Annotated in this window: 25 protein-coding genes and 3 pseudogenes; 14 read left to right on the forward strand and 14 right to left on the reverse strand. The window is 69.4% G+C overall.

Annotation, left to right across the window (positions count from 1 at the left end):
- Positions 1 to 27 precede the first annotated feature (27 nt).
- The 6 genes from rsxA to dauA form a co-directional block, all read right to left on the reverse strand.
- Positions 28 to 606, reverse strand: coding sequence for an electron transport complex subunit RsxA (gene rsxA, locus CKO33_RS08510; RefSeq protein WP_200181471.1), 579 nt, complete (start codon positions 604 to 606; stop codon positions 28 to 30).
- A gap of 23 nt (positions 607 to 629) precedes the next feature.
- The gene (gene mtnC / locus CKO33_RS08515) at positions 630 to 1,328 is read right to left on the reverse strand and encodes an acireductone synthase (protein WP_200181472.1); all 699 of its coding nucleotides are present in this window, start codon (positions 1,326 to 1,328) and stop codon (positions 630 to 632) included.
- Entirely contained in the window at positions 1,325 to 1,951 is a 627-nt protein-coding gene (mtnB, locus tag CKO33_RS08520; protein ID WP_200181474.1) for a methylthioribulose 1-phosphate dehydratase, read from the reverse strand. The genes mtnC and mtnB overlap by 4 nt, the downstream gene beginning before the upstream one ends.
- A gap of 77 nt (positions 1,952 to 2,028) precedes the next feature.
- Complete coding sequence (locus tag CKO33_RS08525; protein WP_200181476.1) at positions 2,029 to 3,018, reverse strand: LysR substrate-binding domain-containing protein; 990 nt, start codon at positions 3,016 to 3,018, stop codon at positions 2,029 to 2,031.
- A gap of 168 nt (positions 3,019 to 3,186) precedes the next feature.
- Positions 3,187 to 5,217 (reverse strand): methionine--tRNA ligase, encoded by a 2,031-nt coding sequence (gene metG / locus CKO33_RS08530; RefSeq protein WP_200181484.1) that lies wholly within the window; start codon positions 5,215 to 5,217, stop codon positions 3,187 to 3,189.
- Between the two features lie 78 nt (positions 5,218 to 5,295).
- Positions 5,296 to 7,053, reverse strand: coding sequence for a C4-dicarboxylic acid transporter DauA (gene dauA / locus CKO33_RS08535; protein WP_200181492.1), 1,758 nt, complete (start codon positions 7,051 to 7,053; stop codon positions 5,296 to 5,298).
- Positions 7,054 to 7,318: 265 nt separating this feature from the next.
- Here dauA and apbC point away from each other — a divergent pair, with 265 nt between their 5' ends.
- The 8 genes and pseudogenes from apbC (at position 7,319) to CKO33_RS08565 (ending at position 14,827) form a co-directional block, all read left to right on the forward strand.
- On the forward strand, positions 7,319 to 8,413 hold the full coding sequence (gene apbC, locus CKO33_RS08540; RefSeq protein WP_200181494.1) for an iron-sulfur cluster carrier protein ApbC: 1,095 nt from the start codon (positions 7,319 to 7,321) through the stop codon (positions 8,411 to 8,413).
- A gap of 93 nt (positions 8,414 to 8,506) precedes the next feature.
- Positions 8,507 to 8,857 (forward strand): annotated as a pseudogene (locus tag CKO33_RS13625) (dCTP deaminase); the annotation flags it as partial.
- A pseudogene (locus tag CKO33_RS08545) lies at positions 8,831 to 9,985 on the forward strand (Hint domain-containing protein); the annotation flags it as partial. The pseudogenes CKO33_RS13625 and CKO33_RS08545, both read left to right, overlap by 27 nt.
- A pseudogene (locus CKO33_RS14010) lies at positions 9,986 to 10,210 on the forward strand (dCTP deaminase); the annotation flags it as partial.
- Between the two features lie 186 nt (positions 10,211 to 10,396).
- Positions 10,397 to 11,356, forward strand: coding sequence for a tRNA modification radical SAM protein MnmL/YtqA (gene mnmL / locus CKO33_RS08550; RefSeq protein ID WP_200181498.1), 960 nt, complete (start codon positions 10,397 to 10,399; stop codon positions 11,354 to 11,356).
- Positions 11,357 to 11,367: 11 nt separating this feature from the next.
- On the forward strand, positions 11,368 to 12,369 hold the full coding sequence (gene ubiU, locus CKO33_RS08555) for a ubiquinone anaerobic biosynthesis protein UbiU (protein WP_439099431.1): 1,002 nt from the start codon (positions 11,368 to 11,370) through the stop codon (positions 12,367 to 12,369).
- Positions 12,366 to 13,265, forward strand: coding sequence for a ubiquinone anaerobic biosynthesis protein UbiV (gene ubiV, locus CKO33_RS08560; RefSeq protein ID WP_338081755.1), 900 nt, complete (start codon positions 12,366 to 12,368; stop codon positions 13,263 to 13,265). The genes ubiU and ubiV overlap by 4 nt, the downstream gene beginning before the upstream one ends.
- Entirely contained in the window at positions 13,262 to 14,827 is a 1,566-nt protein-coding gene (locus CKO33_RS08565; RefSeq protein WP_200181502.1) for a lipoyl protein ligase domain-containing protein, read from the forward strand. The genes ubiV and CKO33_RS08565 overlap by 4 nt, the downstream gene beginning before the upstream one ends.
- A gap of 7 nt (positions 14,828 to 14,834) precedes the next feature.
- Here CKO33_RS08565 and CKO33_RS08570 read toward each other — a convergent pair whose 3' ends face one another.
- The 6 genes from CKO33_RS08570 to CKO33_RS08595 all read right to left on the reverse strand — a co-directional run bounded on the left by CKO33_RS08570 (position 14,835) and on the right by CKO33_RS08595 (position 19,179).
- Entirely contained in the window at positions 14,835 to 15,029 is a 195-nt protein-coding gene (locus CKO33_RS08570; RefSeq protein ID WP_200181504.1) for a CPXCG motif-containing cysteine-rich protein, read from the reverse strand.
- Positions 15,030 to 15,085: 56 nt separating this feature from the next.
- On the reverse strand, positions 15,086 to 16,234 hold the full coding sequence (hemW, locus tag CKO33_RS08575; protein WP_200181510.1) for a radical SAM family heme chaperone HemW: 1,149 nt from the start codon (positions 16,232 to 16,234) through the stop codon (positions 15,086 to 15,088).
- 31 nt (positions 16,235 to 16,265) lie between these two features.
- Positions 16,266 to 16,877 carry an RdgB/HAM1 family non-canonical purine NTP pyrophosphatase gene (rdgB, locus tag CKO33_RS08580; RefSeq protein WP_200181511.1) on the reverse strand — a complete coding sequence of 204 codons (612 nt, stop codon included), beginning with the start codon at positions 16,875 to 16,877 and terminating at the stop codon, positions 16,266 to 16,268.
- 288 nt (positions 16,878 to 17,165) lie between these two features.
- Entirely contained in the window at positions 17,166 to 17,885 is a 720-nt protein-coding gene (rph, locus tag CKO33_RS08585) for a ribonuclease PH (protein ID WP_200181513.1), read from the reverse strand.
- An 83-nt stretch (positions 17,886 to 17,968) separates the two neighbouring features.
- On the reverse strand, positions 17,969 to 18,190 hold the full coding sequence (locus CKO33_RS08590; RefSeq protein ID WP_090483304.1) for a DUF2835 domain-containing protein: 222 nt from the start codon (positions 18,188 to 18,190) through the stop codon (positions 17,969 to 17,971).
- A gap of 122 nt (positions 18,191 to 18,312) precedes the next feature.
- Complete coding sequence (locus CKO33_RS08595) at positions 18,313 to 19,179, reverse strand: YicC/YloC family endoribonuclease (protein WP_200181515.1); 867 nt, start codon at positions 19,177 to 19,179, stop codon at positions 18,313 to 18,315.
- 158 nt (positions 19,180 to 19,337) lie between these two features.
- Between CKO33_RS08595 and CKO33_RS08600 the strand changes: the two genes are divergently transcribed.
- Positions 19,338 to 19,775 (forward strand): Hsp20/alpha crystallin family protein, encoded by a 438-nt coding sequence (locus tag CKO33_RS08600; RefSeq protein ID WP_200181558.1) that lies wholly within the window; start codon positions 19,338 to 19,340, stop codon positions 19,773 to 19,775.
- A gap of 90 nt (positions 19,776 to 19,865) precedes the next feature.
- The gene (locus tag CKO33_RS08605; protein WP_200181516.1) at positions 19,866 to 20,819 is read left to right on the forward strand and encodes a DnaJ C-terminal domain-containing protein; all 954 of its coding nucleotides are present in this window, start codon (positions 19,866 to 19,868) and stop codon (positions 20,817 to 20,819) included.
- A gap of 24 nt (positions 20,820 to 20,843) precedes the next feature.
- Here the strand turns inward: CKO33_RS08605 and CKO33_RS08610 are convergent, their stop codons facing one another.
- Both CKO33_RS08610 and moaD read right to left on the reverse strand, forming a co-directional pair.
- The gene (locus tag CKO33_RS08610; protein ID WP_200181518.1) at positions 20,844 to 21,272 is read right to left on the reverse strand and encodes a molybdenum cofactor biosynthesis protein MoaE; all 429 of its coding nucleotides are present in this window, start codon (positions 21,270 to 21,272) and stop codon (positions 20,844 to 20,846) included.
- 1 nt (position 21,273) lies between these two features.
- Positions 21,274 to 21,507: a molybdopterin converting factor subunit 1 gene (moaD, locus tag CKO33_RS08615; RefSeq protein ID WP_200181520.1), complete on the reverse strand. Its 234-nt coding sequence runs from the start codon at positions 21,505 to 21,507 to the stop codon at positions 21,274 to 21,276.
- A 178-nt stretch (positions 21,508 to 21,685) separates the two neighbouring features.
- Here moaD and moaC point away from each other — a divergent pair, with 178 nt between their 5' ends.
- From moaC to CKO33_RS08635, 4 genes are all read left to right on the forward strand, one after another.
- Entirely contained in the window at positions 21,686 to 22,219 is a 534-nt protein-coding gene (gene moaC, locus CKO33_RS08620; protein WP_200181522.1) for a cyclic pyranopterin monophosphate synthase MoaC, read from the forward strand.
- A 122-nt stretch (positions 22,220 to 22,341) separates the two neighbouring features.
- On the forward strand, positions 22,342 to 24,507 hold the full coding sequence (locus CKO33_RS08625) for an AsmA family protein (protein ID WP_200181524.1): 2,166 nt from the start codon (positions 22,342 to 22,344) through the stop codon (positions 24,505 to 24,507).
- Complete coding sequence (gene mutY / locus CKO33_RS08630) at positions 24,491 to 25,606, forward strand: A/G-specific adenine glycosylase (RefSeq protein WP_200181525.1); 1,116 nt, start codon at positions 24,491 to 24,493, stop codon at positions 25,604 to 25,606. The genes CKO33_RS08625 and mutY overlap by 17 nt, the downstream gene beginning before the upstream one ends.
- Positions 25,572 to 25,850 carry an oxidative damage protection protein gene (locus CKO33_RS08635; RefSeq protein WP_200181527.1) on the forward strand — a complete coding sequence of 93 codons (279 nt, stop codon included), beginning with the start codon at positions 25,572 to 25,574 and terminating at the stop codon, positions 25,848 to 25,850. Before mutY ends, CKO33_RS08635 begins: the two co-directional genes overlap by 35 nt.
- Positions 25,851 to 25,908 lie beyond the last annotated feature (58 nt).

Consider the following 25,908-nt stretch of genomic DNA (forward strand, 5'->3'; position numbering starts at 1 on the left):
GTCTCGGGAAGCGGTGCCCCGGGGCCTTCAGCGCCCCAGCCCGATGAAACCCATGAAGGCCAGGGACATGAGCCCGGCGGTGACCAGGGCGATGGCGTTGCCACGGAAGGGGCCGGGGACGTCGGCGGCGGCGATGCGCTCGCGCAGGGCGGCGAAGAGCACCAGCACCAGCGAGAATCCCAGGGCCGCCCCCAGGCCGTAGAGCACCGATTCGATGAAACCATGCATTTCCTGGGTGTTCAGCAGGGCGACACCCAGCACTGCACAGTTAGTGGTGATCAGGGGCAGAAAGATTCCCAGAACGTTATAAAGCAACGGACTGGTCTTGTGCACCACCATCTCGGTGAACTGCACCACCGCGGCGATCACCAGGATGAAGGCGATGGTGCGCAGGTATTCCAGCCCGAAGGGGGCCAGCAGGTATTCGTTCACCAGAAAGCTGCACACCGCCGACAGGGTGAGCACGAAGGTGGTGGCCAGACCCATGCCCACCGCCGTCTCCACCTTGCGCGACACCCCCATGAAGGGGCACAGGCCCAAAAACTTCACCAGGACGAAGTTGTTGACCAGGACGGTGCTGACCAGGATCAGCGCGTACTCCGACATGGGCTGTTCACCGTGTTCGCGTGTCAGTGGGGGATGGCGCTGGCCGCCGCGGCCTCCGCCTGCTGCGGCGAGGCCGCCACCGGATGGCCGCCGGCATCCCGGGTGTCCCCGGCGCGGCGCAGGCAGCAGGTCTGCAGACCTGCGGCGGCGGCGGCGTCCAGCTCCGCCACACGGTCCCCCAGACAGAGGATCCCCGCCGGGGGGTGGCCGCTCTCGGCGGCGATGGCCTTGTAGGCGGCGGTCTGGCGCTTACCGCCGATGCGGGTGTCGAAGCACCGGGCCACCAGGGGGCGCAGGTCCCCCGCCTCGCTGTGGGCCAGGCAGAGGTCCTGGGCGTGGACGGAGCCAGTGGAAAAGAGATACACCATAACCCCCCGGTCGTGCCATGACCTGAGGCATTGCAGCATGTCCTCCTCCACCGGGGTCTGGAATTCCCCGCGTCGGTAGCCCGCCTCCCAGATCAGGCCCTGCAGGGCCTTGAGGGGGGTGATCTGCTGTTCCGCCTCGATCCAGGCGCGCATGCGCTCCACCAGCGCCGTCTCGTCCAGGGCGCCTCCGGCGTAGGCCCGCACGTCCGCCAGCAGCCGGCGCACCTGCGGGTCTTCCCGATGGGCCGCCAGGAAGTCCGGCAGGTGGCGCAGGCTGTAGGGGATCAACACCTGGCGGATGAAGGCGGTGGGGCACAGGACGCCCTCGATGTCGGTGAGGATCGCCTGGGTCATGGGAGGGGTCCGCGCATCTTCAGCTCGCATTCGAAGAGGAATTCGAAGATCTCCACGTGGTGGCGGGCCGAGGCCAGGTCTCGCCCCCAGGTGTAGAAGCCGTGGCCTTCCACGAGAAAACCGGGCATCCCCGGCTGGCCGTGCAGGTCCTCGTCCACCTGGGCCGCCAGGTGGGGGATCTCGGCGGTGCGGCGGTAGACGGGCAGGGCCAGTTCGCCGCCCCGGGGGTCCGCGCCCTCCACCTCTGCCAGCAGGTCGTAACCCTGCAGCACCAGAAAGTCGCCGCCGTGGCGGCGGGAGAGGGCGATGGCGTTGGCGGAATGGGTGTGGAGTACGGCGCCGATGCGGGCCGAGCGGCGGTAGAGGATGATGTGCAGGAAGCTACCGGCGGAGGGCTGTTTCCCCGGCGAGAGGATATTGCCCTCCAGGTCCACCTGCATCAGGTCCTCAGGGGTCAGCTCCCCCTTGCGGCTGTGGGCGCGGGTGATGGCCATGGGGCCCGCGTCCAGGCGCAGCGACAGATCCCCGGTGGTGGCGGGCATCCACCCCTGCTGCGAAAAGAAGCGCCCCGCCGCGATGAGTCCATCGACGTGCGCCTCCGGCTGCTCTCGTGTGTCGTCCATACCTGCCGGTCATCGGAAAATCAGCCGGTTAATGTACGCCAGGGCGGAACCCGCGTCCATCCCGGTATGGGGCCGGATCAGGCGAAGGTGGGCTGACCCGTGGGTACCTCCATGTCGGCGAACAGGCGTTCCACCGCTTCGGGGTCCAGGTCCTGGGCCGCATGGGCCACCTGCTCGTGGGTCAGGTGGGGTGCCAGCAGGGTGATGAAGTCGAACATGTAGCTGCGCAGCCAGGCGCCGCGGCGGAAGCCGATGCGGGTGATGTTGTCGGAGAAGGGGGGCTGGGTGTCGATGGCCACCAGGTCGTCGTCGTGGGCCTGTTCCAGGGCGATGCGGGCGATGATGCCCACGCCCATGCCGTGGCGCACGTAGGTCTTGATGACATCGGCGTCGGCGGCGGTGAGGACGATGTCCGGGGTGAGTCCGGCGCGGCGGAAGTCGGCGTCCATCTTGGTGCGCCCGCTGAAGCCGTCCAGGTAGGTGACGATGGGGTATTCCGCCAGCCTCTCCAGGGGCAGGGCCTTCTCCCCGGCCAGTTCGTGCCCCCGGGGCACCACCACGCAGTGGGACCAGCGGTAGGCGGGGAGCATGATCACCTGGCCGGCGGCGGGCAAAGGCTCGGTGCCGATGATGAAGTCCACCTCGTCGTGGGCGAGCATCTCGGCGATCTGCCGCGGGGTGCCCTGGTGCAGCTGCACCCGCACCCGGGGGAAGCGATGCTTGAAGGCGTCCACCACCGGCGGCAGGATGTAGCGGGCCTGGGCGTGGGTGGTGGCGATGCGCAGGTCCCCGCTCTGCTCGTCCCGGGCCTCCTCCGCCGCGGCGCGGATGTTCTCCACCTCCCGCAGGATGATGTCGCTGTAGCCCAGGATGCGGCGGCCCACCGGCGTCATGCCGGAGAGGTGCTTGCCGTTGCGCTGGAACAGGGGCACACCCAGCTCCTCCTCCAGGAGCCGGATCTGCTTGCTGATGCCCGGCTGCGAGGTCATGAGCCGGTCCGCCGCCTCGGAGATGTTCAGGTTGTACCGGGCGATGGCCTGCAGGTATCGGAGTTGCTGGAGTTTCATTTGGTAAGCGTCCCGTCTGGCGCTGCGCGGCGTGAGCCGGCCCCTGGTTCAGTGACGCCGCCGCCGGGCGGCCCCCCGATCCCGCCGGCCCCCGGCCATGCACGGAATACGGGAATGTGGTGATTATACATATCTAAATGCGATTGTGTTATGAGGCCCTGGGCGGGGCTATTTCACCCGCATCCCGGGTTCGGCCCCCGTGTCCGGAGAGAGGATGAACAGATCCTTCCCGCCGGGGCCCGCCGCCAGCACCATCCCTTCGGAGAGGCCGAACTTCATCTTGCGCGGCGCTAGGTTGGCCACCATCACCGTCAGCCGCCCCTGGAGGCTGGCGGGATCATACGCCGCCTTGATGCCGGCGAACACCTGCCGTGTCTCGCCCCCCAGGTCCAGGGTCAGGCGCAGGAGCTTGTCGGCCCCCTCCACGTGCTCCGCCTTCTGGATGCGGGCGATGCGCAGATCCACTTTGGCGAAGTCCTCAAAGGCGATCTCCTCCCGGATCGGGTCCCGGGTCAGGGGGCCTTCGGGTACGGCGGTTTGTGCCGGCTGGAGGTTCTCCCTGGAGGCCTCCAGCAGGGCCTGGACCGCCTTGGGGTCCACCCGCGTCATGAGCGGCTCGTAGGGCCGGATGCGGCTGGCCGTGAGGGGCTCTTCCACATCGGCCCAGGTGAGGGGCGGGATGTCCAGGAAGGTCTCGGCCCGGGCCGCCATGGCCGGCAGCACCGGCTTGAGATAGGCCATCAGCACCCGGAACAGGTTGAGCCCCTGGGTGCAGATCCCCTGTACCCGGGGCAGGGTGTCCTCCTCCCTGGCCAGCACCCAGGGCTTTTGTTCGTCCACGTACTGGTTGGCCACATCCGCCAGGGCCATGATCTCGCGCATGGCCTGGGCGAACTCCCGGGCCTCGTAGAGCCGGGCGATCTCCTCGCCGGCACGGCGGAAGCGGTCGTACAGGTCCGCATCCGGCAGGGTGTCGGCCAGGCGGCCGTCGAACCGCTTCTGGATGAAACCGGCGCAGCGGGAGGCGATGTTCACCACCTTGCCCACCAGGTCGCTGTTCACCCGGGCGGTGAAGTCCTCCAGGGACAGGTCGATGTCGTCCACCCCGGAACCCAGCTTGGCGGCGAAGTAGTAGCGCAGGTATTCCGGCTGCAGGTGTTCCAGGTAGGTGCGGGCCTGGATGAAGGTGCCCCGGGACTTGGACATCTTCTGGCCGTTGACGGTGAGAAAGCCGTGGCAGTGCACCGCCGTGGGGGTGCGAAAGCCCGCGCCGTGGAGCATGGCGGGCCAGAACAGGGTGTGGAAGTAGGCGATGTCCTTGCCGATGAAATGATGCAGCTCGGCCCGGCTGTCGGCGCCCCACCAGGCATCGAAGTCCAGGCCGTGGCGGTCGCAGTAGTGGCGGAAACTGGCCATGTAGCCGATGGGGGCGTCCAGCCATACGTAGAAGAATTTGCCCGGGGCGTCGGGGATCTCGAAGCCCCAGTAGGGGGCATCGCGGGAGATGTCCCAGTCGTTGAGTCCGGCCTCGAACCACTCCCGGAGCTTGTTGCGGATGCCGTCCTGCAGGCTGCCGGAGGCGGTCCAGTCCCGCAGCATGCCCTCGAAGTCCGCCAGCCGGAAGAAGAAGTGCTCGGATTCCCGCTCCACCGGCGTGGCCCCGGAGATGGCGGAGACGGGGTGCTTGAGATCGGTGGGGGTGTAGGTGGCGCCGCAGGCCTCGCAGGAGTCGCCGTACTGGTCCGGGGCGCCGCAGCGGGGGCATTCCCCCTTGATGAACCGGTCCGGCAGGAACATCCCCGCCTCCGGGTCGTAGGCCTGGCGGATGGTGCGCCGGGTGATGTGGCCCTGGTCCTTCAGGCGGTTGTAGATGAGTTCGGCGAAGTGGCGGTTCTCCGGGGAGTGGGTGCTGTGGTAGTGGTCAAAGCCCACGAGAAAGTCCGCGAAATCCCGCTGATGTTCCTGTCCCACCCGCTCGATGAGCTCCTCCGGGGGGATGCCCTCGCTGCGGGCCTTGAGCATGATGGGGGTGCCGTGGGCGTCGTCGGCGCATACGTAGAGGCAGCGGTGCCCACGGGCCTTCTGGAAGCGCACCCAGATATCGGTCTGGATGTATTCCACCAGGTGGCCCAGATGGATGGGGCCGTTGGCATAGGGGAGGGCGCTGGTGACCAGGATGTCGCGGCTTTGGGCTGTCATGTGCGTTCGGTTCAGGATGAAAAAGATCAACGTTAGCAAGTTTGCCACCACCGGGCCTAGGGCCGCGTGGCGGTGGCGTCATCCATTGCGGGGGGAGGCAGGCCGCTTCGCCCCGTGCCAGCGGCGGGCAACGGCCGCGGCCCGGGCCAGGTCGGAGGCATAGCTCAGGCGTCCCGCCCGCTTGCGGATGCCGGCGCGGCGCAGCTTGACGATGATGCGCGTGGGCAGGCCCGCCAGGATCAGGGCCACCCCCTGGCGCTCCATCTCCTGGATGAGGGTGTGCAGGGCGACGATGGCCGTGGCGTCCATGGTGGGCACGTCGTGCATGTCCAGGATCACGGTGCGCACCCCCGGGTCCACGGTGTGCAGGGAGGTGAGGGCCTTCTCCGCGGCGCCAAAGAACAGCGGTCCGTTGACGTCGTAGAGGGCCACGCCGGCGGGCAGGTGGCCCATGGCCGGGTCCTCCTGCGGCGGCACCGCCTCCGCCTGGGTGAGCAGGGCCATGCGCCGGATGAACAAAGCCGCCGCCAGGGCCACCCCCACGCCCACCGCCAGCACCATGTCAAAGAGCACGGTGAGCCCGAAGCACAGCACCAGGATGGCCACGTCGCCGGCGGGGGCCGAACGCAGCATGTGGACGAAGTGACGCGCCTCGCTCATGTTCCAGGCCACCACCAGCAGCAGGGCCGCCAGGGCGGCCATGGGCACCAGGCCCAGCATCCCGGCCAGGGCCACCACCGCCAGCAGCACCACGGCGGCATGCACCACGGCGGACAGGGGGGAGACCGCACCGCTGCGGATGTTGGTGGCGGTGCGGGCGATGGCGGCGGTGGCGGTGATGCCGCCGAAGAAGGGTGCGGCGATGTTGCCCAGGCCCTGACCCACCAGTTCGGCATTGGGGTCGTGACGGGTGCGGGTGAGGCCGTCGGCCACCACGGCGCAGAGCAGGGACTCGATGGCCGCCAGCATGGCGATGGCGAAGGCCGGTGCCGCAAGATCGCGGATGAGTCCGAAGCTCAGGCCCAGGGGTTCGCCGTCGGGGCCGGGCAGTTGCCAGGGGGCCTGAAAATGGGGGGGCAACGGCGGGATGCCGGTGCCGGATTCCCCGTCCAGGGTCCAGGTGAAGCGCGAGGCGATGGTGTCCACCTCTGCCCCGCCCACCCAGTGGTTCACGGCCCAGGCCGCCAGGGCCCCCGCCGCCAGCCCCACCAGGGGCGCGGGTACGGGGGTGCGCAGCCGTGGCCAGAGGATCAGGACCGCCAGGGTCATCAGGCCGATGCCCAGCTCCACCGGATCCAGACCGGGCAGGGCGGCGACGATGCGCCCCACGTTCTCGGTGAAGTGTTCCCCCATGCCGTCGGGGTCCAGCCCCAGCAGGTCGGGGATCTGCAGCACGGCGATGACCACGGCGATCCCCGCCGTGAAGCCCAGCACCACCGGATAGGGTACGAAGCGGATCAAGCCCCCCATGCGCGTCAGTCCCAGCACCAGCAGGATCAGACCCGCCATGAGGGTGGCCAGCAGCAGTCCGCCCAGGCCGTACTGCTGCACGATGGGCAGGAGGATCACCACGAAGGCCGCCGTGGGCCCGGAGACACTGAAGCGGCTGCCGCCGGTGAGGGCGATCACCGCGCCGGCGACGATGGCGGTGTAGAGGCCGTGCTGCGGCGGCACGCCGGTGGCGATGGCCAGGGCCATGGACAGGGGCACGGCGACGATGCCGATGGTCAGCCCGGCCATGAGGTCGCGGCGCAACTGGGCGAGGCCGTAGCCGGAACGGAAGGCGGCCCGCAACCCGGTGGCCAGGGCGGGCACATGGAGGCGTCTGTCTTGCATGGGGCGGAGTCCTTGCAGGGCCAGGTGCGATGGCGCGGGCCGGGGGCCCGGATCCCCGGTCTTCCCTCCCGGCCGGGAGGGTCCCGTACCGCGGGGTTGCGGACTTTGGGATGCAAAAGACCGAGCGTGGCGTTATGGTATCAGGGTGGCCTGAAAAAGGCCATGGTGACATCAGGGGATTCCCCTCCGCCCGGCGGGTCCGGGGCCGGGGATCTGGTACCATACGTGTTCGATACACCACAGCATCTGGAACAAGGGGTTGGGCATGACCGACGTCTCGCGGCTCAAGGTGGAAACGGTCCTGAAGGAGATCCAGGACCCCTATCTGCAACGGGATCTGGTCTCCGGCGGTGAGGTGCAGGACATCCAGGTGGACGATGCCGGCCGGGTGCGGGTGCAGCTGTGCCTGGGCTATCCCGCCGCCGGCTGGCACGAGGCCCTGAAGGCACAGGTGCGGGAACGGGTATCGGCCATCGACGGGGTGGCTGAGGTGACGGTGGAGGTGCAGACCCGCATCGTGCCCCATGCCGTGCAGTCCAGCCTCAAGCCGCTGCCGGGCATCCGCAACATCATCGCCGTGGCCTCCGGCAAGGGGGGCGTGGGCAAGTCCACCACCGCCGTCAACCTGGCCCTGGCCCTGGCGGCCGATGGCGCCCGCGTGGGCATCCTGGATGCCGACATCTACGGCCCCAGCCAGCCCCGCATGCTGGGCATCCACGGCAAGCCCGAGACCCGCGACGGCAAGACCATGGAACCCCTGGAAGGCCACGGGCTGCAGGCCATGTCCATCGGTTTTCTCATCGAGGAGGACACCCCCATGATCTGGCGTGGCCCCATGGTCACCCAGGCCCTGGAACAGCTGCTGCGGGAGACCCACTGGCAGGACCTGGACTACCTGGTCATCGACCTGCCCCCGGGCACCGGCGACACCCAGCTGACCCTGGCCCAGAAGATCCCCGTCAGCGGCGCCCTCATCATCACCACCCCCCAGGACATCGCCCTGTCCGATGCCCGCAAGGGGCTGAAGATGTTCGAGAAGGTGGATGTCCCGGTACTGGGGGTGGTGGAGAACATGAGCATCTACATCTGTCCCCAGTGCGGCCACGAGGAATACCTCTTCGGCCAGGGGGGCGGCGAGCGCATGGCCGGGGAATGCGGGGCCGAGTTCCTCGGGGCCCTGCCCCTGGACATCGGCATCCGGGAGCAGGCGGACGGCGGCAATCCCACCGTGGCGGCCGAGCCCGAAGGCCGCGTCGCCGAACTCTACCGCGACATCGCCCGCCGCAGTGCCGCCCGTCTGGCCCTGCAGGCCCGGGACTACAGCGACCGCTTCCCCAATATCGTGGTGGAGAACGACTGAGGCCAGGGCTGGCGGGACTGTATCTCTGTCCCGTCAGCCTGTATCTTTCCGTCCCCGTCCACGCTTTGCAGGCCCCGTTACGGACCCCGTCCCATGTCCATCAAGTCCGACCACTGGATCCGCCGCATGGCGGCGGAACACGGCATGATCGAGCCCTTCGAGCCCGGTCAGGTGCGCCACGCCGGGGATGCCCCCATCATCTCCTACGGCACCTCCAGCTACGGCTACGACGTGCGCTGCGCCGACGAATTCAAGATCTTCACCAACATCAACTCCAGCGTCGTGGACCCCAAGCACTTTGACGAGCGCAGCTTCGTCAACGTGAAGTCGGACGTCTGCATCATCCCCCCCAATTCCTTCGCCCTGGCCCGGACGGTGGAGTATTTCCGCATCCCGCGCAGCGTGCTCACCATCTGCTTGGGCAAGAGCACCTATGCCCGCTGTTTTCGGGGGGATACCCGGGTGGCCCTGGCGGATGGCACGGCCCCCACGCTGGAGGACATGGCCAGGCGTTCCGAGCAGGGGGAAATGTTCTGGGGGTATAGCATCGGCGAGCATGGTCGGGTCATTGTGACGCTGCTGGAGGCGCCCCGCTTCATCGGACGGGATGCCCTGATGGCAGTGACCCTGGACAATGGCGAGGTGATCCATTGCACCCCGGATCATGAGTTCCTGCGGCGTGATGGACGCCGTGTACAGGCCCACGAGTTGCGGGATGGGGATTCGTTGATGCCCCTGTACCGCCAGCTCGCCCGGGGCTATGAGGTCGTCTACCAGCCCCTGAATGGGCATCTCTATCCCACTCACCGCCTGGCAGATGAATGGAACCTGCGTCATGGCATCTATGCCGATCAGCCAGGAACGCACCGACATCACAAGGATCTGGATCGCAGAAACAATATGCCCTGGAATATTGAGCGCATGGAAGCCGGTGCGCATCTGCGGCTGCACAACGCCTACAGTTTTGGCGAAGACTTCGATCCAGACGAACATAGCGCAGCCATTCGCCAGGCCCTGGAACAGCTACGCCAGGACCCCTCGTGGTTTTCCAAATACCGGGCTGCCCAGTCCCATCGTGCACGAGCGTTCTGGAATGACCCCCGTTATGCCCAGGCCCGGGAAGAATTGCGACGCAAACGCATCGAATCCTGGACGGAAGAGCGGCGCGGGCGTCAGCGCGAGGCCTTGTTGAATTATTACGCCGATCCGGTAGCTCGGGATCGGTCTTCGCGTATTTCCCGAGATGCCTGGGCCCAGGATCAGGGTGTGCGCCGCGCTCGGCAAGCGGCCCTGGCACGACGCATCAACCTGCGCGAGGAGATCACGGCGGAGGCCGTTCGGGAAGCCCTTGAGCGCACTGGCTCAATCCGTGGGGCCGCCCGCCTGCTGGACTGTGACCGCTCGGTTTTTCGGCGATTCTCCGATGAATTGGCCGCGTTCAGGGGGCAGGGCTCCAAGCCTGCCCGCAATCATAAGGTTCAATCGGTTCGGACCTTGCCTGGTGATCATGATGTCTATTGCCTGACTGTGCCCGAGGCGGGGAATTTTGCCCTGGAGGCTGGCGTCTTCGTCAGCAATTGCGGTGTGATCGTGAATGTGACCCCCCTGGAGCCGGAATGGGAGGGGCATGTGACCCTGGAATTCTCCAACACCACGCCGCTGCCGGCCCGCATCTACGCCAACGAGGGGGTGGCGCAGATGCTGTTCCTGGAATCCGATGAGATGTGCGACGTCTCCTACAAGGACCGGGGCGGCAAATACCAGGGGCAGCGCGGGGTCACCCTGCCCAAGACCTGACCCCCGGAGGCGCGGCCTGCCGGAACCCTGCTTTCTGGACTTGATCCAAGGCATGACAGGGGGACAGACTTGGGTTTAAATGGCCGGTTCGGGCCATGACTCCGTGAGGTGATCCGAGCATGTACACGACCGCAACGCAGCGCCGCCGGCCTGCGTCGAAATCGCCGATGCGCCCGGGGTGACGGCATGGGCCTGAACGATCGCGTCAACACGCTGGGGCAGGATCTCAAGCGCCGCTTCGGGGAGCGGGTGCACAAGCTCACCGTGAGCGCCGGCTTTGTCTGCCCCAACATGGACGGTACCCGGGGGCGGGGGGGCTGCAGTTTCTGCAACAACGCCAGTTTCGCCCCCCAGGGCCAGGACGGGGGGGAGGTGGCGCGGCAGCTGCAGGCGGGCCGGGAGGTGGTGGTCCGGCGCACCGGCGCCAGCCGTTACATCGCCTATTTCCAGGCCTATACCAACACCTACGCGGAGGTGGACCGGCTCAAGGTCCTCTACGACGCCGCCCTGGCCCAGCCCGGGGTGGTGGGCCTGTCCATCGGCACCCGGCCCGACTGCGTCCCCGACGCCGTGCTGGACCTGCTGGTGTCCTATCAGGAGCGGGGCTTTCTCGTGTGGCTGGAGCTGGGGCTGCAGTCGGCCTTCGACGAGACCCTGGCCCGGGTGAACCGCGGCCACGGTTTTGCCGAGTACCGCGACGCCGTGCGCAGGGCCCGGGGGCGGGGCCTGCTGGTGTGCACCCACCTCATCCACGGGCTGCCCGGGGAGACCCCCTGGCACCAGCGCCAGACCCTGGCCCGGGTGCTGGAGGAGGGGACCGACGGTCTCAAGCTGCACCCCCTGCACGTGGTGCGCGGCACCCGCCTGGCGCGCCAGTGGCGGGACGGTGAGTACCGCCCCTGGAGCCTCCATGAGTACGTCGCCACCGCCGTGGATCTGATCGAGATGACCCCCCCCGAGGTGGTCTTTCACCGCCTCACCGCCACGGCCCGCAAGCCGCTGCTGCTGGCGCCGGACTGGTGCGCCAGCAAGTGGACGGTGATCAACGCCATTGAGGCGTCGCTCCGGCAACGGGACACCCGCCAGGGGGTGCGCCCCCTGCAGCCGGAATGCGAACTGCCCGGAACCCAGGAGAACTGCCGATGAGTGCACACCGCATGGAGCTGGTCTGCCCCGCGGGCGGCCTGCCCGCCCTGCGCACGGCCGTGGACAACGGCGCCGACGCCGTCTATCTGAGCCTGCGGGGGGAGACCAACGCCCGCAACTTCCCCGGCCTGAATTTCGACCGCAAGGCCCTGGCCAAGGGCATCGCCTACGCCCATGGCAAGGGGGTGCGGGTGTACATGGCCCTCAACACCTATCCCCAGCCGGATCTGTGGCGTTCGGCCACCGAGGCCGTGGACACCGCCGCCGCCGAGGGGGTGGACGCGGTGATCCTGGCGGACCTGGGCCTGCTGCGCCACGCCGCCGACACCCATCCGGATCTCACCCTGCACCTCTCGGTGCAGGGCTCGGCCACCACCGCCGATGCCCTGAACTTCTACCACGAGCGCTTCGGCGTGCGCCGCGCCGTGCTGCCCCGGGTGCTGTCCCTGTCCCAGGTGGGGCAGGTGATCCAGCGCTCCAGGGTGGACATCGAGGTATTCGGCTTCGGCAGCCTCTGCGTCATGGTGGAGGGCCGCTGCATGCTCTCCTCCTACGCCACCGGCGAATCCCCCAACACCCGCGGCGCCTGCTCCCCGGCCCACGCCGTGCGCTGGGTGGAGACGCAGCGGGGCCGCGAGGCGCGCCTCAACGGCGTGCTCATCGACACCTTCGCCCCCGGCGAGAACGCCGGCTACCCGGTGATCTGCAAGGGGCGCTACCGGGTGGGGGACGGCCAGGAGACCCTCTATGCTATCGAGGAACCCACCAGTCTGAGCACCCTGGATATCCTCCCGGACCTGCTGGGCATCGGTGTGCGCGCCATCAAGCTGGAGGGCCGCCAGCGCAGTCCCGCCTACGTGGGCAAGGCCACCCGGGTCATGCGCGAGGCCCTGGACGCCTGCCACGCCGATCCCGAACACTACACGCCGCGGCCGGAATGGGCGCAGCAGCTCTCCGGCATGTCCGAAGGACGCACCCATACCCTGGGTGCCCTGCACCGAGCCTGGCAATGATGAAGCTCTCCCTGGGACCGATCCAATACTACTGGCCCCGCGAGCGGGTGATGGACTTCTACCGCGAGGTGGAACAGGCCCCCGTGGACATCGTCTACCTGGGGGAGACGGTCTGCTCCAAGCGCCGCGAGCTGCGCCTCGCCGACTGGCTGGAACTGGGGGACCGCCTCGCCGCCGCCGGCAAGACGGTGATCCTCTCCACCCTGGCCCTCATGGAGGCGGAATCCGAGCGCCTGGCCCTGGAGAGCCTGGCGCGCAACGGGCGCTTCCTGCTGGAGGCCAACGACGCCACCGCCCTGGGGGTGTGCGCCGGCGGACCCTTTGTCGCCGGCCCGCATATCAACACCTACAACGCCGCCACCCTGGCGGAACTGGCGGACCTGGGGGCCGTGCGCTGGGTGATGCCGGTGGAGCTGTCCCGGCAGGTGCTCTCGGCCATGCATGCCGCCCGCCCCGCGGGCCTGGAGACGGAGGTCCTGGCCTTCGGCCGCCTGCCCCTGGCCTTCTCCGCCCGCTGTTTCACCGCCCGCGCCCGCAATGTGCCCAAGGACGCCTGTGAGCTGGCCTGCATCGACTACCCCGGCGGCCTGCCCATGGCCACCCAGGACGGCGAGACCTTCCTCACCATCAACGGCATCCAGCTGCAGTCCGCCGATCCCGCCAACCTCATCGGTTCCCTCCCGGAACTGATGGACATGGGGGTGGAGGTGGCGCGCATCTCCCCCGAGCCCGAGGGTACCCTGGAGGTGATCCGGGCCTTTCGCGACTGTATCGATGGCACCCGTTCCTCGGCCCAGGCCCTGGAGCGTCTGCAACCCCTCTTTCCCCGGTTCTGCAACGGCTACTGGCAGGGGGATGCCGGCATGTGCTGGCATGAGGAAGGACTATCCGCATGACGGCCCGGCCCTGCCGGGTCTGGAGCGAGGGCCTGGCCCCGGGGACGGTGCATGCCGCCCGGGACCGGGTGCATCTGCGCGACGGGGTGGCCCTGGGGGAGGCGCGGCTGCGTTTCCACCGCTATGAGCCCACCGCCAGCATGGGGCGCTTCGAGGCCGCCTGCCATGCTGTGCGCGGGGCCTACTGCGAGGAGGCGGGCATCCCGGTGGTGCGGCGTCTCTCCGGGGGCGGCGCCCTCTATCTCTGCCCCGGCCAGTGCTGCCTCACCCTGACCCTGCCCCGGGACTGGCTGGGGGAGGGGGACACCCTCACCGCCCTCATGGCCCGTCTAAACCGGGCCCTGGCCCGGGCCCTGGGCAGCCTGGGCATCCCCGCCCGCAGCGCCTTCCCCAACGATGTGGAAGTGGACGGCCGCAAGCTGGCGGCGGGGTTTCTCGCCGTGGAGCCGGAGGCCATCCTCTACCACGGCGTGATCCTGGAATACCTGGACGTGGAGACCCTCCTGAAGGTGCTGCGCTTCCCCCGGGAGAAGCTCAGCAGTGAGGGCATCCTCAGCGCCCGCCAGCGCTTTATCACCCTGGAGGACCTGCCCCATGGCCCCCGGGATCCGGAAACCGTGAAGGCGGCGGTGACCGGGGCCCTGATGGAGGAGCTGGCCCTGGAGGCGATCCCGGAACCCCCGGCCCGATGCGCGGCCACGGCGGACCCCGTGCCCGACCCGGCGGGCGTGATGCCCGGACTTCAGGTGGACTGGGAGGCCGAGGAAGGGGAGAGCTGGCGGGCCTTCCTGCCCACCCCCGGCGGCGTGCTCCACCTGCGCCTCGTCCCCGATGCCGCGGGCACGCATATCCGCGAGGCCACCCTGGCGGGGGCCGTGCACGTTGCCCCCGTGCACCTGTTTGCGGACCTGTGCCGGGCCCTGGAGGGGGCGCCCCTGGAGGCGGCGGAGGTGCGACTGCTGCACCGCCTGCGGGAGGTGGGGGCGGAGATGCCGGGGTTCGGACCCGAACCCCTGGCCCGGCTGCTGCGCCTGGCCCTGGGGCGGCGGGGGGAACAGGCCCTGGGGCTGACCGCGGCCGAGGCCAACCGGCTCATGGTGCACCGGGTGGATGGCAGCGAGGCGGCGCCGGAGATCCTCTCCCGGGCCACGGTCCTGCTGGTGCCCTACTGCGCCAAGCCCGCCTGGTGCAAGTGGCGCCACGAGGATGATTGCGTGGAGTGCGGCGGCTGCGAGGTGGGGGAGGCCTACCGCCTGGCCCGGGCCCGGGGCATGCAGGTGGTCACCATCACCCGCTACGAACACCTGCGGGAGGTGCTCGGCGGCATGCAGCGCGAGGGCGCGCCGGCCTACGTGGGCATGTGCTGCCGGCATTTCTATCTCAAGCGGGCCCATGCCTTCCGCGCTGCCGGCATCCCGGCGGTGCTCATGGATATCACCGGCTCCAACTGCTACGAACTGAATCAGGAGGATGCGGCCTACGAGGGCCGTTTCACCGCCGAGGCGGCCCTGGACGCCCCATTGCTGGAGAAGGTGATGACCTGGGTCCCCGGCGGCGGTTGAGCATCCCTTAGCCCCCCTCCCGCTGCACCGTCACCTGCAGCCGGCCCGTGGGGTCCAGTGCCACATGGAACTCGATGGGGGCGCAGCAGGTGGGACAGTCCTCCACGTAGCGGTCCCCCGCCTCCTGGACATCCACCGGGGTGTCGAACACGGCCCCGCACCAGGGGCATTCCACGGTCACTTCTTCCAGGGGATCGGTCATGGCGGGATCCTCCTCGTGCCAGGCTTGGAAACCATTGGATCCGGGATTGCCGGTGTTCAGTTCCCCTGCGGTATGAACAGGGCCACCAGGTCGTCCAGATAGCGCCGCCCCAGGTCCGTGGGGCGCAGCCGGTCCGGCCGGTCCTGCAGCAGCCCCCGGGCCACGGCCGTGCCCCGGGCCGGTTCCAGATGCACCGCCGGCAGCCCCGTGCGCTGCGTGAACAGACTCATCGGCACCCCTTCGGTCAAGCGTAGGCCATTGAGCGCAAAGTCGAAAGCCGCTTCCGCCGGGTCCAGGGTCTCGCTCCCGGCGACGGCATCCCCGGCCATCGCCGCCGCCATGAAGGCCCCGGGATCGGCCCGTTTCCAGCGCCGCAGGATGCGCCCCTGCGGCAGGGTATGCTTGCCGTGGGCCCCGGCGCCGATGCCCAGGTAATCGCCGAACTGCCAGTAGTTGAGGTTGTGCCGGCAGCGGTGTCCGGGGCGGGCGTGGGCGGATACCTCGTAGTGCTCGAATCCCGCCCGCTGTAGCCGCTCCCGCCCCGCCTCCTGCATGGCCGCGCGGGTATCCTCGTCGGGCAGATCCGGGGGATGCCGGCCAAAGGGGGTCTCCGCCTCCAGGGTGAGTTCGTACCAGCTCAGGTGCTCCGGCTCCAGGGCCAGAGCGGCGTCCAGGTCGGCCCGGGCCTGGGCCGGGGTCTGTCCCGGCAGGGCGCACATCAGGTCCAGGTTGAGGTTTGCAAAGCCCGCGTCCCGGGCCGCCGTGACGGCCTCCACCACGGCGCGGGCGTCGTGGATCCGCCCCAGACGCTGTAGCAGGGTGTCATCCAGGCTCTGGGCGCCGATGGAGAGGCGGTTGACCCCGGCGTCGCGAAAGCCCCGAAAACGCGCCTGCTCCAGGGTGCCGGGGTTGGCCTCCAGGGTGATCTCGGCGTCATGGGCCAGGCCGGGGCGTCTTGCCACCCGTTCCAGCAGCCGGCCGATGGTCTGCGGGGAGAAGAGGCTGGGGGTGCCGCCGCCGATGAAGACGCTCTCAAGCGCCCGGTGGGGCAGTCGTTCCAGATCCGTCTCCAGGTCCGCCAGCAGGGCCTGCAGGTAGGCGGCCTCGGGGATCTCCCGTGCCCCATGGGAGTTGAAGTCGCAGTAGGGGCACTTGCGCACGCACCAGGGGATGTGGACGTAGAGCGCGAGGGGAGGCGTGGGCATGGGAGGGTGTCGGGGCCGGCCCGGAGGGCGGTCAGGTCTGTGGGTCGCCGGGGCCTTCCCGGCGCAGGGCCTCGAGGAAGGCGGCCAGGGCCTGGCCCCGGTGGCTGCGCCGGTTCTTTTCGTCGGCATGGATCTCTGCCGCCGTCTGGCCCAGTTCCGGTACCAGGAAGACGGGGTCGTAGCCGTGGCCGCCCTCGCCGGCGGAGGCCAGGGCGATGCGTCCCGTCCAGGTGCCCTGGGTGAGCAGGGGGGCGGGGTCATCGGCGTGGCGCAGGAAGGCGATGACACAGCGGAACCGGGCCGTGCGCTGTGCTTCGGGCACGTCCTGCAGGGCCTCCAGGAGCTTTTGGTTGTTGGCCCGGGCGTCGGCGTCGGGACCGGCGTAGCGGGCCGAGTAGATGCCGGGGGCCCCGTCCAGGGCGTCCACCTCGATGCCGGAGTCGTCGGCCATGGCGGGCAGGCCGGTGTGGCGGGCGGCGTTGCGGGCCTTGATGATGGCGTTCTCCACGAAGGTGAGCCCCGTTTCCTCGGCCTCGGGCACGTCGAAGTCGGACTGGGGGCGTACCTGGTGGCCGGTGGGGGCCAGGAGTTGCTGGAATTCCTTCACCTTGCCGGGGTTGCCGGTGGCCAGGACGATCTGCATGGGGTTCTCCTCTTGGAATTCATGGAGGCAAGCGTTTCCGTCCCGTTGCGGGGGGGGATCCTCCAGGGGCCGCCGTGGATCCGTCCCTGGAGGCTTGCGCGCCGCTTCCCTGCGGCGCACACCCCTTGCGGATCTCCCCCCGCAACGGGACTCCTGCCCTGGACCGGGTTGCGGGGGCAGACCCTCCAGGGGACGCCGTGGATCCGTCCCTGGAGGCTTGCGCGCCGCTTCCCTGCGGCGCACATCCCCCCCCCGTTGCGGATACTGCAGCGATGGGGATCCGGAGGATCAGCCCTCGGCCAGGGCCGCCTGCTGGGCGGTGATGAGTTCGCTGATGCCCTTCTGAGCCAGGTCCAGCATGGACTGCAGTTCCTCCGGTCGGAAGGCGTGGCCTTCGGCGGTGCCCTGCACCTCGATGAAGCCCCCGGCCTCGTTCATCACCACGTTCATGTCGGTCTCCGCCTCGGAGTCCTCGGCGTAGTCCAGGTCCAGCACCGGGGTGCCCTTGTAGATCCCGGTGGAGACGGCGGCCACGCTGCCGAACAGGGGATCCCTGCGCAGGGCGTCCCGGGCCCTCAGGGACGCGATGGCATCCGCCAGGGCCACGTAGCCGCCGGTGATGGAGGCGGTGCGGGTGCCGCCGTCGGCCTGGATCACGTCGCAGTCCACGGTGATCTGGCGTTCCCCCAGGGCCTCCAGGTTCACCGCGGCGCGCAGGCTGCGGCCGATGAGGCGCTGGATCTCCAGGGTGCGCCCCCCCTGGCGTCCCCGCGCGGCCTCCCGGGCCATGCGGTCGTGGGTGGCCCGGGGCAGCATGCCGTATTCGGCGGTGACCCAGCCCCGCCCCTTGCCCCGCAGGAAGGGCGGCACCCGCTCGTCCACGCTGGCGGTGCAGATCACCCGCGTGTCGCCGTATTCCACCAGTACCGAGCCCTCGGCGTGGCGGGTGAAGCGGCGGGTGATGCGGATGGGACGAAGCTCGTCCGGGGCGCGGCCACTGGGTCGCATGGGGGTCTCCTGTGGGAAAAGCGGGCGGGCATTATACGCGCACCCCGGCGCCGGGGGCCATGTGCCATCCAGTAGGCCAGGAGTCAATCCACCCGGTCCAGGGACTGCAGGCGGTTGTGTTCGTCCACGGTGAGCACGAAGCGGCCGTTGATGCCGTCATGGCCCACGAAGGGCCGCAGGGCCGATGCGGGGAAACGCACCCGGGGCCCCTCCGCGGACCGGGCCACCACGGCCGCCGCGGCGCCGCTGTAGTACTGCAGAAAGGCCTCCCGGGAGATCTCCAGATGCAGGTGGTAACGGGGCATGGCGGCGGTTCCTGGAAGGGGGTGCCGGTGATGGATCATCCCCATGCAGCATAGTCACTGTTTCGGGTGAACGTCGGGCCTTGCAGGCCTCTTCCGGTGACGACGTCCTGGAGAAGCAGGAATCACTCCACGTTCTGCACCTGCTCGCGCATCTGCTCGATGAGCACCTTCAGTTCCACCGCCGCCTGGGTGGTGTCCATGTCGTTGGACTTGCTGCTCAGGGTGTTGGCCTCCCGGTTCATCTCCTGCATGAGGAAGTCCAGGCGCCGGCCCACGGGTTCGTTGCGCTCGAGGATGGCGCGCACCTCGGCCACGTGGGCGTCCAGGCGGTCCAGTTCCTCGGCCACGTCCAGCTTCTGGGCCTGCAGGGCCAGTTCCTGTTCCAGGCGGCCGGGGTCCAGGTCTGTGCCCAGTTCCTGGATGCGGGTCTGCAGGCGGGTGCGCAGGGCCTCGATCACCTGGGGGCGGCGGGTGCGTACATGGGCCACCTGCTGGGTGATGGCCTCGCAGCGGGTCTGCAGCATCTCGCGGATCTGGGCCCCTTCCCGGGCGCGGTTCTGGGCCAGGGTCTCCAGGGCCTGATCCAGCAGTTCCAGGGCGGCCTGGCGTACCGGTTCCAGGTCGGGGCTGGCCTCGGCGGCCACGCCGGGCCAGCGCAGGATGTCCATGGCGGTCATGCGGGCGGCGTTCATCATCCAGTGCTCCACGCGGGTGACGGTCTGGATCACCTCCCGGGCCAGGGCCTCGTCCAGCTGGATGCCCCCCGTCTGCCCCTCGGCCCGGCGGAAGCGGAGCTGGCATTCCACCTTGCCGCGGCCCAGCCGTTCCTGCACCTTCTGGCGCACCGGCCCCTCCAGGGCGCGCAGCTCTTCCGGCAGGCGGGGCGCGATCTCCAGATAGCGGTGGTTGACGCTGCGCAGTTCCCAGACGAGGGTGCCCGACTCGCCGGTGGCCTCGCATCTTGCGAAACCGGTCATGCTGTTCAACATGCTCACTCCTGGGTTGCCATGAACGGACTATTGTACGGGAAGGGGCCGGTGTCCCGCCCCCGGGGTGGCATTTCCCTTGAAATCCGTCCCGTCACCCCAATATCCGGGTGTGAAAGACGATGTGGTAACGAGCAGATCGGACAACGGAGGTGAGTGCCATGTTCATGACCCGTTACGAACCCTGGAGCCTGTTGAACCAGCTCTCCCGCGAGCTGGATCGTCTGAACCCTTCGGGGATGGCCGGAGGGGAGGAGCCCGCTGCCACCAGCGACTGGATGCCGGCGGTGGACATCCGCGAGGAGAAGGATGCCTACGTCCTGCACGCCGACGTGCCCGGCGTGGATCCCAAGGATATCGAGGTGCACATGGAGAACGGTGTGCTCACCATCCGCGGTGAGCGCAAGGCGGAGAGCACCGAGGAGCGGGAGAACTACAAGCGGGTGGAGCGCGTGCGCGGAAGCTTCTACCGGCGCTTCTCCCTGCCGGATACGGCGGATGCCGAGCGCATCAGCGCCCGCAGTGCCAACGGCGTGCTGGAAGTACACATTCCCAAGCAGGAGAAGGTGCAGCCCCGTCGCATCACCGTGGAGGGCTGAACCGGCGGCGGGCCCTGCATGGGGCCTGCCGTTCCCACCCTGCGCCGCGTTCTCACGCGGCGCTCTTTGTTTGGGGTATCGTGAGCACCTATGGAATACAAAGACTACTACAAGGTGCTGGGGGTGGAGCGCTCCGCCTCCCAGGACGAGATCAAGAAGGCCTACCGCCGCCTGGCGCGCAAGTACCATCCGGACGTGAGCAAGGAACCGGATGCGGAGGCACGCTTCAAGGAGGTGAACGAGGCCTACGAGGTCCTGGGGGATGCCGAGAAGCGCAAGGCCTATGACCAACTGGGCAGTAGCTGGCGTTCCGGCCAGGACTTCCGGCCGCCGCCGGACTGGGATGCCTGGTTCGGTGGCGCGCCCCCGGGGGGCGGTGGTTTTCGGAGCTCCTCCGGGTTCCAGGAGGGGTTCTCCGAGAGCGACTTTTCCGACTTTTTCGAGACCCTCTTCGGCGGCGGCGCCCGCCGCACCCGGGGGCACCGTACCCACCGTAGCTTCCATGCCCCCGGGGAGGACCGGGTGGCCCGTATCAACCTGGATCTGGAGCGGGCCTTCCGGGGCGGTTCGGTGTCCGTGCGGGCGGGGAATCGCAACCTGCAGGTGAAGGTGCCCGCCGGTGTCATCCCGGGGCAACGCATCCGGCTCGCGGGCCAGGGGTCCCCCGGCATGGGCGGCGCCCCGGCGGGGGATCTCTACCTGGAGGTGCAGATCAAGCCCCATCCCCATTTCCACCTGGAGGGCCGGGACATCCACCTGGACCTGCCTATCACCCCCTGGGAGGCGGCCCTGGGGGCCACGGTGAGCGTGCCCACGCTGCAGGGGCCGGTGGAGATGAAGATTCCCGCCGGGTCCGGTTCCGGGCGGCGCCTGCGCCTGAAGGGGCGGGGCATGCCGGGCAATCCGCCGGGGGATCAGTACGTCGTCCTGCAGATGGTCACGCCCCCGGCGGACAGCGACAAGGCGCGTCGTTTCTACGAGCGCATGCGCAAGGAGATGCCCTATGATCCCCGCCGGCACCTGGCGGGGGTGGCCGGGGTCTGACCCGGGCGGTTTCCGGCGCGCGGCTCAGGCATTGCCCTGTACCCAGCGTTGGCGGCCGTCCGCCAGGGTCTCCTGTTTCCAGAAGGGGGCCCGGGACTTGAGGGCCTCCACCAGGAAGCGGCAGGCGTCGAAGGCGGCGGCGCGGTGGGTGGACCAGGCCGCCACCAGGACGATGGGTTCCCCCGGTGTGATGGATCCCACGCGGTGGGCGATGCGCACCTCCTGCAGCGGCCACCGGTCCCGTGCCTCCCGCTCGATGCGCTCCAGTTCCCCCTCGGTCATGCCCGGGTAGTGTTCCAGGGTCATGGCCCGTACCGTATCCCCCTCGTTGAAGTCCCGCAGGGTGCCGATGAAGATCGCCTGGGCCCCATGGCCGCCGGGCGGCAACGGCTCCGTGCAGGCGGCCAGCAGGGCCAGCGGATCGAAGGGATCAGGATGGAGGGAGACCGCCATCTCAGCCCCCGGTTACCGGCGGGAAGAAGGCCACCTCGTCCCCGTCCCGCACGGGATCGTCGGGGGCGGCATAGGCCTGGTTCACCGCCATGAGCACCCCCGGTGGCCGCTCCTGGCCGGGATGGGCCCGGGCCCAGACATCGGCGACGCAGGAGAGGCCCTTGGCGTCCAGGGTGTCTTCCTCCCGGCCCAGCTCCTCCCGCAGGCGGGCGAAGTAACGCACGCGGATGACCATGCCATGGTGCTCCCTTCCCTTGGGGCCGTCCGGGATGGCGGCCCCGCCTGCGGGGCAGTCTCCGGTGCGTCCCCCAGGGCGTCAACCCCCCTCCGGGGCCGGCGCGGCGGACACCCCGGGCGCGGCTGCGCTAGCATGGTTCCCCGTAACCGCAGCCTCATGATGGAGTTCCGGATCCATGCACCTGCTCACCCATTTCAACGCCGCCGGCGAGGCCCACATGGTGGACGTGGGGGGCAAACCGCCCACCCGGCGTTCCGCCACCGCCGAGGGGTGGATCCGCATGGCCCCGGATACCCTGAACCGGATCCGCGAGGGGGGGCACGGCAAGGGGGATGTCCTCGGGGTGGCCCGGGTGGCGGGGATCATGGCCAGCAAGCGTACGGCGGACCTGGTGCCCCTGTGTCATCCCGTGGCCCTGAGCCATGTGGACGTGGCCCTGGAGCCCCGGGACGATCCGCCCCGCATCCACTGCCGGGTCACCGCCGGCACCGTGGGCTCCACCGGTGTGGAGATGGAGGCGCTGACGGCGGTGCAGGCGGCCCTGCTGTGTGTCTATGACATGTGCAAGGCGGTGGATCGCGGGATGGTGATGGAGGGCATCGCCCTGGTGCACAAGTCTGGCGGGCGATCAGGGGAATGGGTACGGGATGCAGGGGACGGGGATGCCACGGCGGGGGAGGGCGGATGTCCGTCCCGGGGCAGGGGCTGAGGCCTGCCCCTGAAGCGGGGATGGGTCGTGCATGCAGACCGGGCGGCGGTTAGACTGAGCGCGTTCAAACGACTGGATGCACACCGCGCCGTTCGGGTGCGGGGTTGCTCGCGGAGGCATCGATGAAGTGGATCAAGCGCAGCCTGGTGGCAGTGGCGGTCCTGCTGGTGGTCCTGGTGGCCCTGGCGGGGGTGGTCCTGATCACCGTGGACCCCAACGAGTACAAGGACGAGATCAGCGCCGCCGTGGAGCAGCGTACCGGTCGCAACCTGGAGATCCGGGGGGACATCGGCCTGTCCCTGTTCCCCCGCCTGGGGCTGGAACTGGGGGAGACCACCCTGTCCAACGCCGAGGGTTTCCCCGGGGAGCACTTCGCCCGTATCCGGCAGGTGGATGTCTCCGTGGCCCTGCTGCCCCTGCTGCGGCGCGAACTGGAGGTGCAGCGGGTGCGCCTGGAGGGGCTGGACCTGAACCTGGCCCGCGACGCCGAAGGCCGCGGCAACTGGGAGGATCTGACGGCGGCCCCGTCCGCAGGGGAGGCCCCGGAGGAAGAGACCCCGTCCCCGGGAGCCGGTGAACCCGTGCCGCCGGCCCTGCGGGGGCTGGATATCGCCGGGGTGAACGTGCGCGATGCCCGGGTGAGTTGGCGCGACGCCCAGGCCGGTACGGAGATGACCATCGACCCCTTCGACCTCACCCTGGGGCAGCTGCGCATGGGGGAGGAGGCCCCGCTGGAGATCTCCCTTAGCCTGCAGGTGCCCGACCCGGGGCTGGATGCCCGCCTGGAGACCCAGGGCCTGCTGATGCTGGACCCGGCCGGGCAGCGCTATGCCCTGCGCCAGATGGTGACCCGGCTGGATGCCCGGGGAGAGGCCCTTCCGGCCCCCGTGGAGGCCCGTCTGGAGGCGGACCTGGTGGCCGATCTGGCATCCGGGCTGGCCAAGGTGGAGCGCCTGACCCTGGATGCCCTGGAGACCCACTGGACCGGGCTGGTGGAGGTCACCGGCCTGGACGCAACCCCCCGGGTCCAAGGCGAGCTGCGCAGCGGTCGTTTCAACCCCCGCAAGGTCCTGGCGGCCCTGGAGATGGAAGCCCCCGCCACCGCCGATCCCGAGGTGCTCACCCAGGCCGCCCTGGACCTGGCCTTCAACATGCAGGGCGAACGGCTGGATGTGGATCAACTGCTGATGACCCTGGATCAGAGCACCCTCTCCGGCCGGGCCGCCCTGCAGGGCTTTGCGCAGCCGGCGGTGACCTTCGGCATCGATCTGGATCGTATCGATCTGGACCGTTACCTGCCCCCGGCTGCCGAGGAGACCGGGGACGCGGCCGGCAAGGAAACGGGTCCCACGGGCTGGCCGGACACCCCCATCGCCCTGCCCATGGAAACCCTGCGCGGCCTGAACCTGGAGGGCACCTTCCGCGTGGATGATTTCAGGGTCTCGGGGCTGCGGATGCAGGGCGTGTCCCTGAAGGTCAAGGCCCGGGACGGGCGCCTGGGCGTGGAGTCCATCCGCGGCAACCTCTACAACGGCAGCCTGGAGGGCCGTCTCGGGCTGGACGTGCGCCAGGATACCCCCACCTACAGCGCCGGGGCGGCCCTGTCCTCGGTGCGCATCGGCCCCCTGCTGGATGACCTCACCGGCGATGGCAAGCTCACCGGCACCGGCGATGTGAACCTGTCCCTGTCCACCCGGGGGGACTCGGTGCGGGCCCTGGTCTCCGCCCTGGACGGCAATGGGGATCTGCGCTTCCGGGACGGCGCCGTCCAGGGCATCAACATCGCCCAGGTGATCCGCCAGGCCGAGGCCCGGCTGCGGGGGCAGACCCTGGAAGAAGGGGACGCCCCCCGGCAGACCGACTTCACCGAGCTCACCGGCAGCTTCACCATCGAAGACGGCCTGGTGAGAAACGACGACCTGCAGGCCGCCTCGCCCCTGCTTCGGGTGCGCGGACAGGGCGAGGTGGACCTGCCGCCCCGGCGTCTGGACTACCGCGTGGACACCAATCTCGTGGCCACCCTGGAGGGGCAGGGGGGACGCCCCCTGGACAACCTGCGCAACCTGAACCTGCCCATCACCGTGGGCGGGACCTTCGATGATCCCCGCATCGGGCTCGATCTGGAATCGGTGCTCAAGGCCCGGGTGGAGCAGGAGGCGGAGCAGGCCCGGGAAGAGGCGGAGCAGCGGGTGCGCGAGGAGGCGGACGCCGCCCTCCAGGAGCAGGAGCAGCGGCTGAAGGAGGAGGCCGGGCGCCTCCAGGAGCAGTTGCTTGACCGCTTCCGCTGAGCCGCGGGCATTCGCCCCCCGCCTGCTGGCCTGGTTCGACCGGCACGGACGCCACGACCTGCCCTGGCAGCGGCCCGCCACCCCGTACCGGGTGTGGGTCTCGGAGATCATGCTGCAGCAGACCCGGGTGGCCACGGTCCTTCCCTACTACCGGCGCTTCATGGCGCGCTTTCCCGGGGTGGGGGACCTGGCGGATGCCCCCCTGGATGAGGTGCTGCACCACTGGTCCGGGCTCGGCTACTACGCCCGGGCCCGCAACCTGCACAAGGCCGCCCGCCGCATTGTGGATCTGCACGGTGGCCGATTCCCCCGGGATCGGCAGGCCCTGAGTGCCCTGCCGGGCATCGGCCGCTCCACGGCGGCGGCCATCCTGGCCCTGTCCTTCGGGGATCGGGAGGCCATCCTGGATGGCAACGTGCGGCGTGTGCTGGCCCGTCACCGGGGCGTGGAGGGCTGGCCCGGCGCCGCCGCCGTGCAGGCCCGACTCTGGACCCTGGCCGAGGCCCTGACCCCGGCCGAGCGGGTGGCGGACTATACCCAGGCCATCATGGACCTGGGGGCCACGGTCTGCACCCGCCGTCGCCCCGCCTGCGGGGACTGCCCCCTGGCGGCGGACTGCATCGCCCGGGAGCAGGGCCTGCAGGGACATCTGCCCACTCCCAGGCCCCGGCGGGCGCAGCCCCTGCGCCGTACCACCATGCTCCTGGTGACGGCGCCGGAGGGGGTGCTGCTGGAGCGGCGCCCGCCCGCGGGGCTCTGGGGCGGACTGTGGGGGCTCCCCGAGGTGGAGGAGGACGGATCCGGAGAGGCGGCACAGGCCTGGTGCCGACGGCATCTGGGCGCGGATCCCGTGGAGGTGCGGGCACTGCCCGCCTTCGTGCACACCTTCACCCACTTCCGCCTGGAGATCACCCCGGTGCAGTTGCGGGTGAAAGCCCCCGCGCCGGGTGTGATGGAAGCCCCGGACCGGGTCTGGTATAACGGGCACGCCCATGCCGGCCTGGGCCTGGCGGCCCCGGTGAGCCGGCTGCTGCAACACGTGATGCAAGACGACGGAGAAGACGATGACTCGCATGGTGAAATGCGTTGTGCTGGGTGAAGAGGCCGAGGGCCTGGATGTCCCCCCCTATCCGGGGGAACTGGGCAAGCGGATCTTCGAGAATGTCTCGAAGCAGGCCTGGCAGAAGTGGATACAACACCAGACCATGCTCATCAACGAGTACCGCCTGACCCCCATCGACCCCAAGGCCCGGGAATTCCTGGAAGGGGAGATGGAGAAGTTTTTCTTCGGCGAGGGGGCCACCCGGCCCGAAGGCTTCGTGGATCCGGGCCGGGGTGCGTGACCTGATCCCCCGCGGGGCTTGACGAAAGCCCCGGGGAACGCTTTAATACGTGCCTTCG

It is taken from the genome of Ectothiorhodospira mobilis (assembly GCF_016584115.1).
GTDB classification, from domain to species: domain Bacteria; phylum Pseudomonadota; class Gammaproteobacteria; order Ectothiorhodospirales; family Ectothiorhodospiraceae; genus Ectothiorhodospira; species Ectothiorhodospira mobilis.

Excerpts from the sequence above, each read along its gene's own strand:
- rsxA (WP_200181471.1), bottom strand. The coding sequence starts at position 606 with ATGTCGGAGTACGCGCTGATCCTGGTCAGCACCGTCCTGGTCAACAAC.
- mtnC (WP_200181472.1), bottom strand. The coding sequence starts at position 1,328 with ATGACCCAGGCGATCCTCACCGACATCGAGGGCGTCCTGTGCCCCACC.
- mtnB (WP_200181474.1), bottom strand. The coding sequence starts at position 1,951 with ATGGACGACACACGAGAGCAGCCGGAGGCGCACGTCGATGGACTCATC.
- CKO33_RS08525 (WP_200181476.1), bottom strand. The coding sequence starts at position 3,018 with ATGAAACTCCAGCAACTCCGATACCTGCAGGCCATCGCCCGGTACAAC.
- metG (WP_200181484.1), bottom strand. The coding sequence starts at position 5,217 with ATGACAGCCCAAAGCCGCGACATCCTGGTCACCAGCGCCCTCCCCTAT.
- dauA (WP_200181492.1), bottom strand. The coding sequence starts at position 7,053 with ATGCAAGACAGACGCCTCCATGTGCCCGCCCTGGCCACCGGGTTGCGG.
- apbC (WP_200181494.1), top strand. The coding sequence starts at position 7,319 with ATGACCGACGTCTCGCGGCTCAAGGTGGAAACGGTCCTGAAGGAGATC.
- mnmL (WP_200181498.1), top strand. The coding sequence starts at position 10,397 with ATGGGCCTGAACGATCGCGTCAACACGCTGGGGCAGGATCTCAAGCGC.
- ubiU (WP_439099431.1), top strand. The coding sequence starts at position 11,368 with ATGGAGCTGGTCTGCCCCGCGGGCGGCCTGCCCGCCCTGCGCACGGCC.
- ubiV (WP_338081755.1), top strand. The coding sequence starts at position 12,366 with ATGATGAAGCTCTCCCTGGGACCGATCCAATACTACTGGCCCCGCGAG.
- CKO33_RS08565 (WP_200181502.1), top strand. The coding sequence starts at position 13,262 with ATGACGGCCCGGCCCTGCCGGGTCTGGAGCGAGGGCCTGGCCCCGGGG.
- CKO33_RS08570 (WP_200181504.1), bottom strand. The coding sequence starts at position 15,029 with ATGACCGATCCCCTGGAAGAAGTGACCGTGGAATGCCCCTGGTGCGGG.
- hemW (WP_200181510.1), bottom strand. The coding sequence starts at position 16,234 with ATGCCCACGCCTCCCCTCGCGCTCTACGTCCACATCCCCTGGTGCGTG.
- rdgB (WP_200181511.1), bottom strand. The coding sequence starts at position 16,877 with ATGCAGATCGTCCTGGCCACCGGCAACCCCGGCAAGGTGAAGGAATTC.
- rph (WP_200181513.1), bottom strand. The coding sequence starts at position 17,885 with ATGCGACCCAGTGGCCGCGCCCCGGACGAGCTTCGTCCCATCCGCATC.
- CKO33_RS08590 (WP_090483304.1), bottom strand. The coding sequence starts at position 18,190 with ATGCCCCGTTACCACCTGCATCTGGAGATCTCCCGGGAGGCCTTTCTG.
- CKO33_RS08595 (WP_200181515.1), bottom strand. The coding sequence starts at position 19,179 with ATGTTGAACAGCATGACCGGTTTCGCAAGATGCGAGGCCACCGGCGAG.
- CKO33_RS08600 (WP_200181558.1), top strand. The coding sequence starts at position 19,338 with ATGTTCATGACCCGTTACGAACCCTGGAGCCTGTTGAACCAGCTCTCC.
- CKO33_RS08605 (WP_200181516.1), top strand. The coding sequence starts at position 19,866 with ATGGAATACAAAGACTACTACAAGGTGCTGGGGGTGGAGCGCTCCGCC.
- CKO33_RS08610 (WP_200181518.1), bottom strand. The coding sequence starts at position 21,272 with ATGGCGGTCTCCCTCCATCCTGATCCCTTCGATCCGCTGGCCCTGCTG.
- moaD (WP_200181520.1), bottom strand. The coding sequence starts at position 21,507 with ATGGTCATCCGCGTGCGTTACTTCGCCCGCCTGCGGGAGGAGCTGGGC.
- moaC (WP_200181522.1), top strand. The coding sequence starts at position 21,686 with ATGCACCTGCTCACCCATTTCAACGCCGCCGGCGAGGCCCACATGGTG.
- CKO33_RS08625 (WP_200181524.1), top strand. The coding sequence starts at position 22,342 with ATGAAGTGGATCAAGCGCAGCCTGGTGGCAGTGGCGGTCCTGCTGGTG.
- CKO33_RS08635 (WP_200181527.1), top strand. The coding sequence starts at position 25,572 with ATGACTCGCATGGTGAAATGCGTTGTGCTGGGTGAAGAGGCCGAGGGC.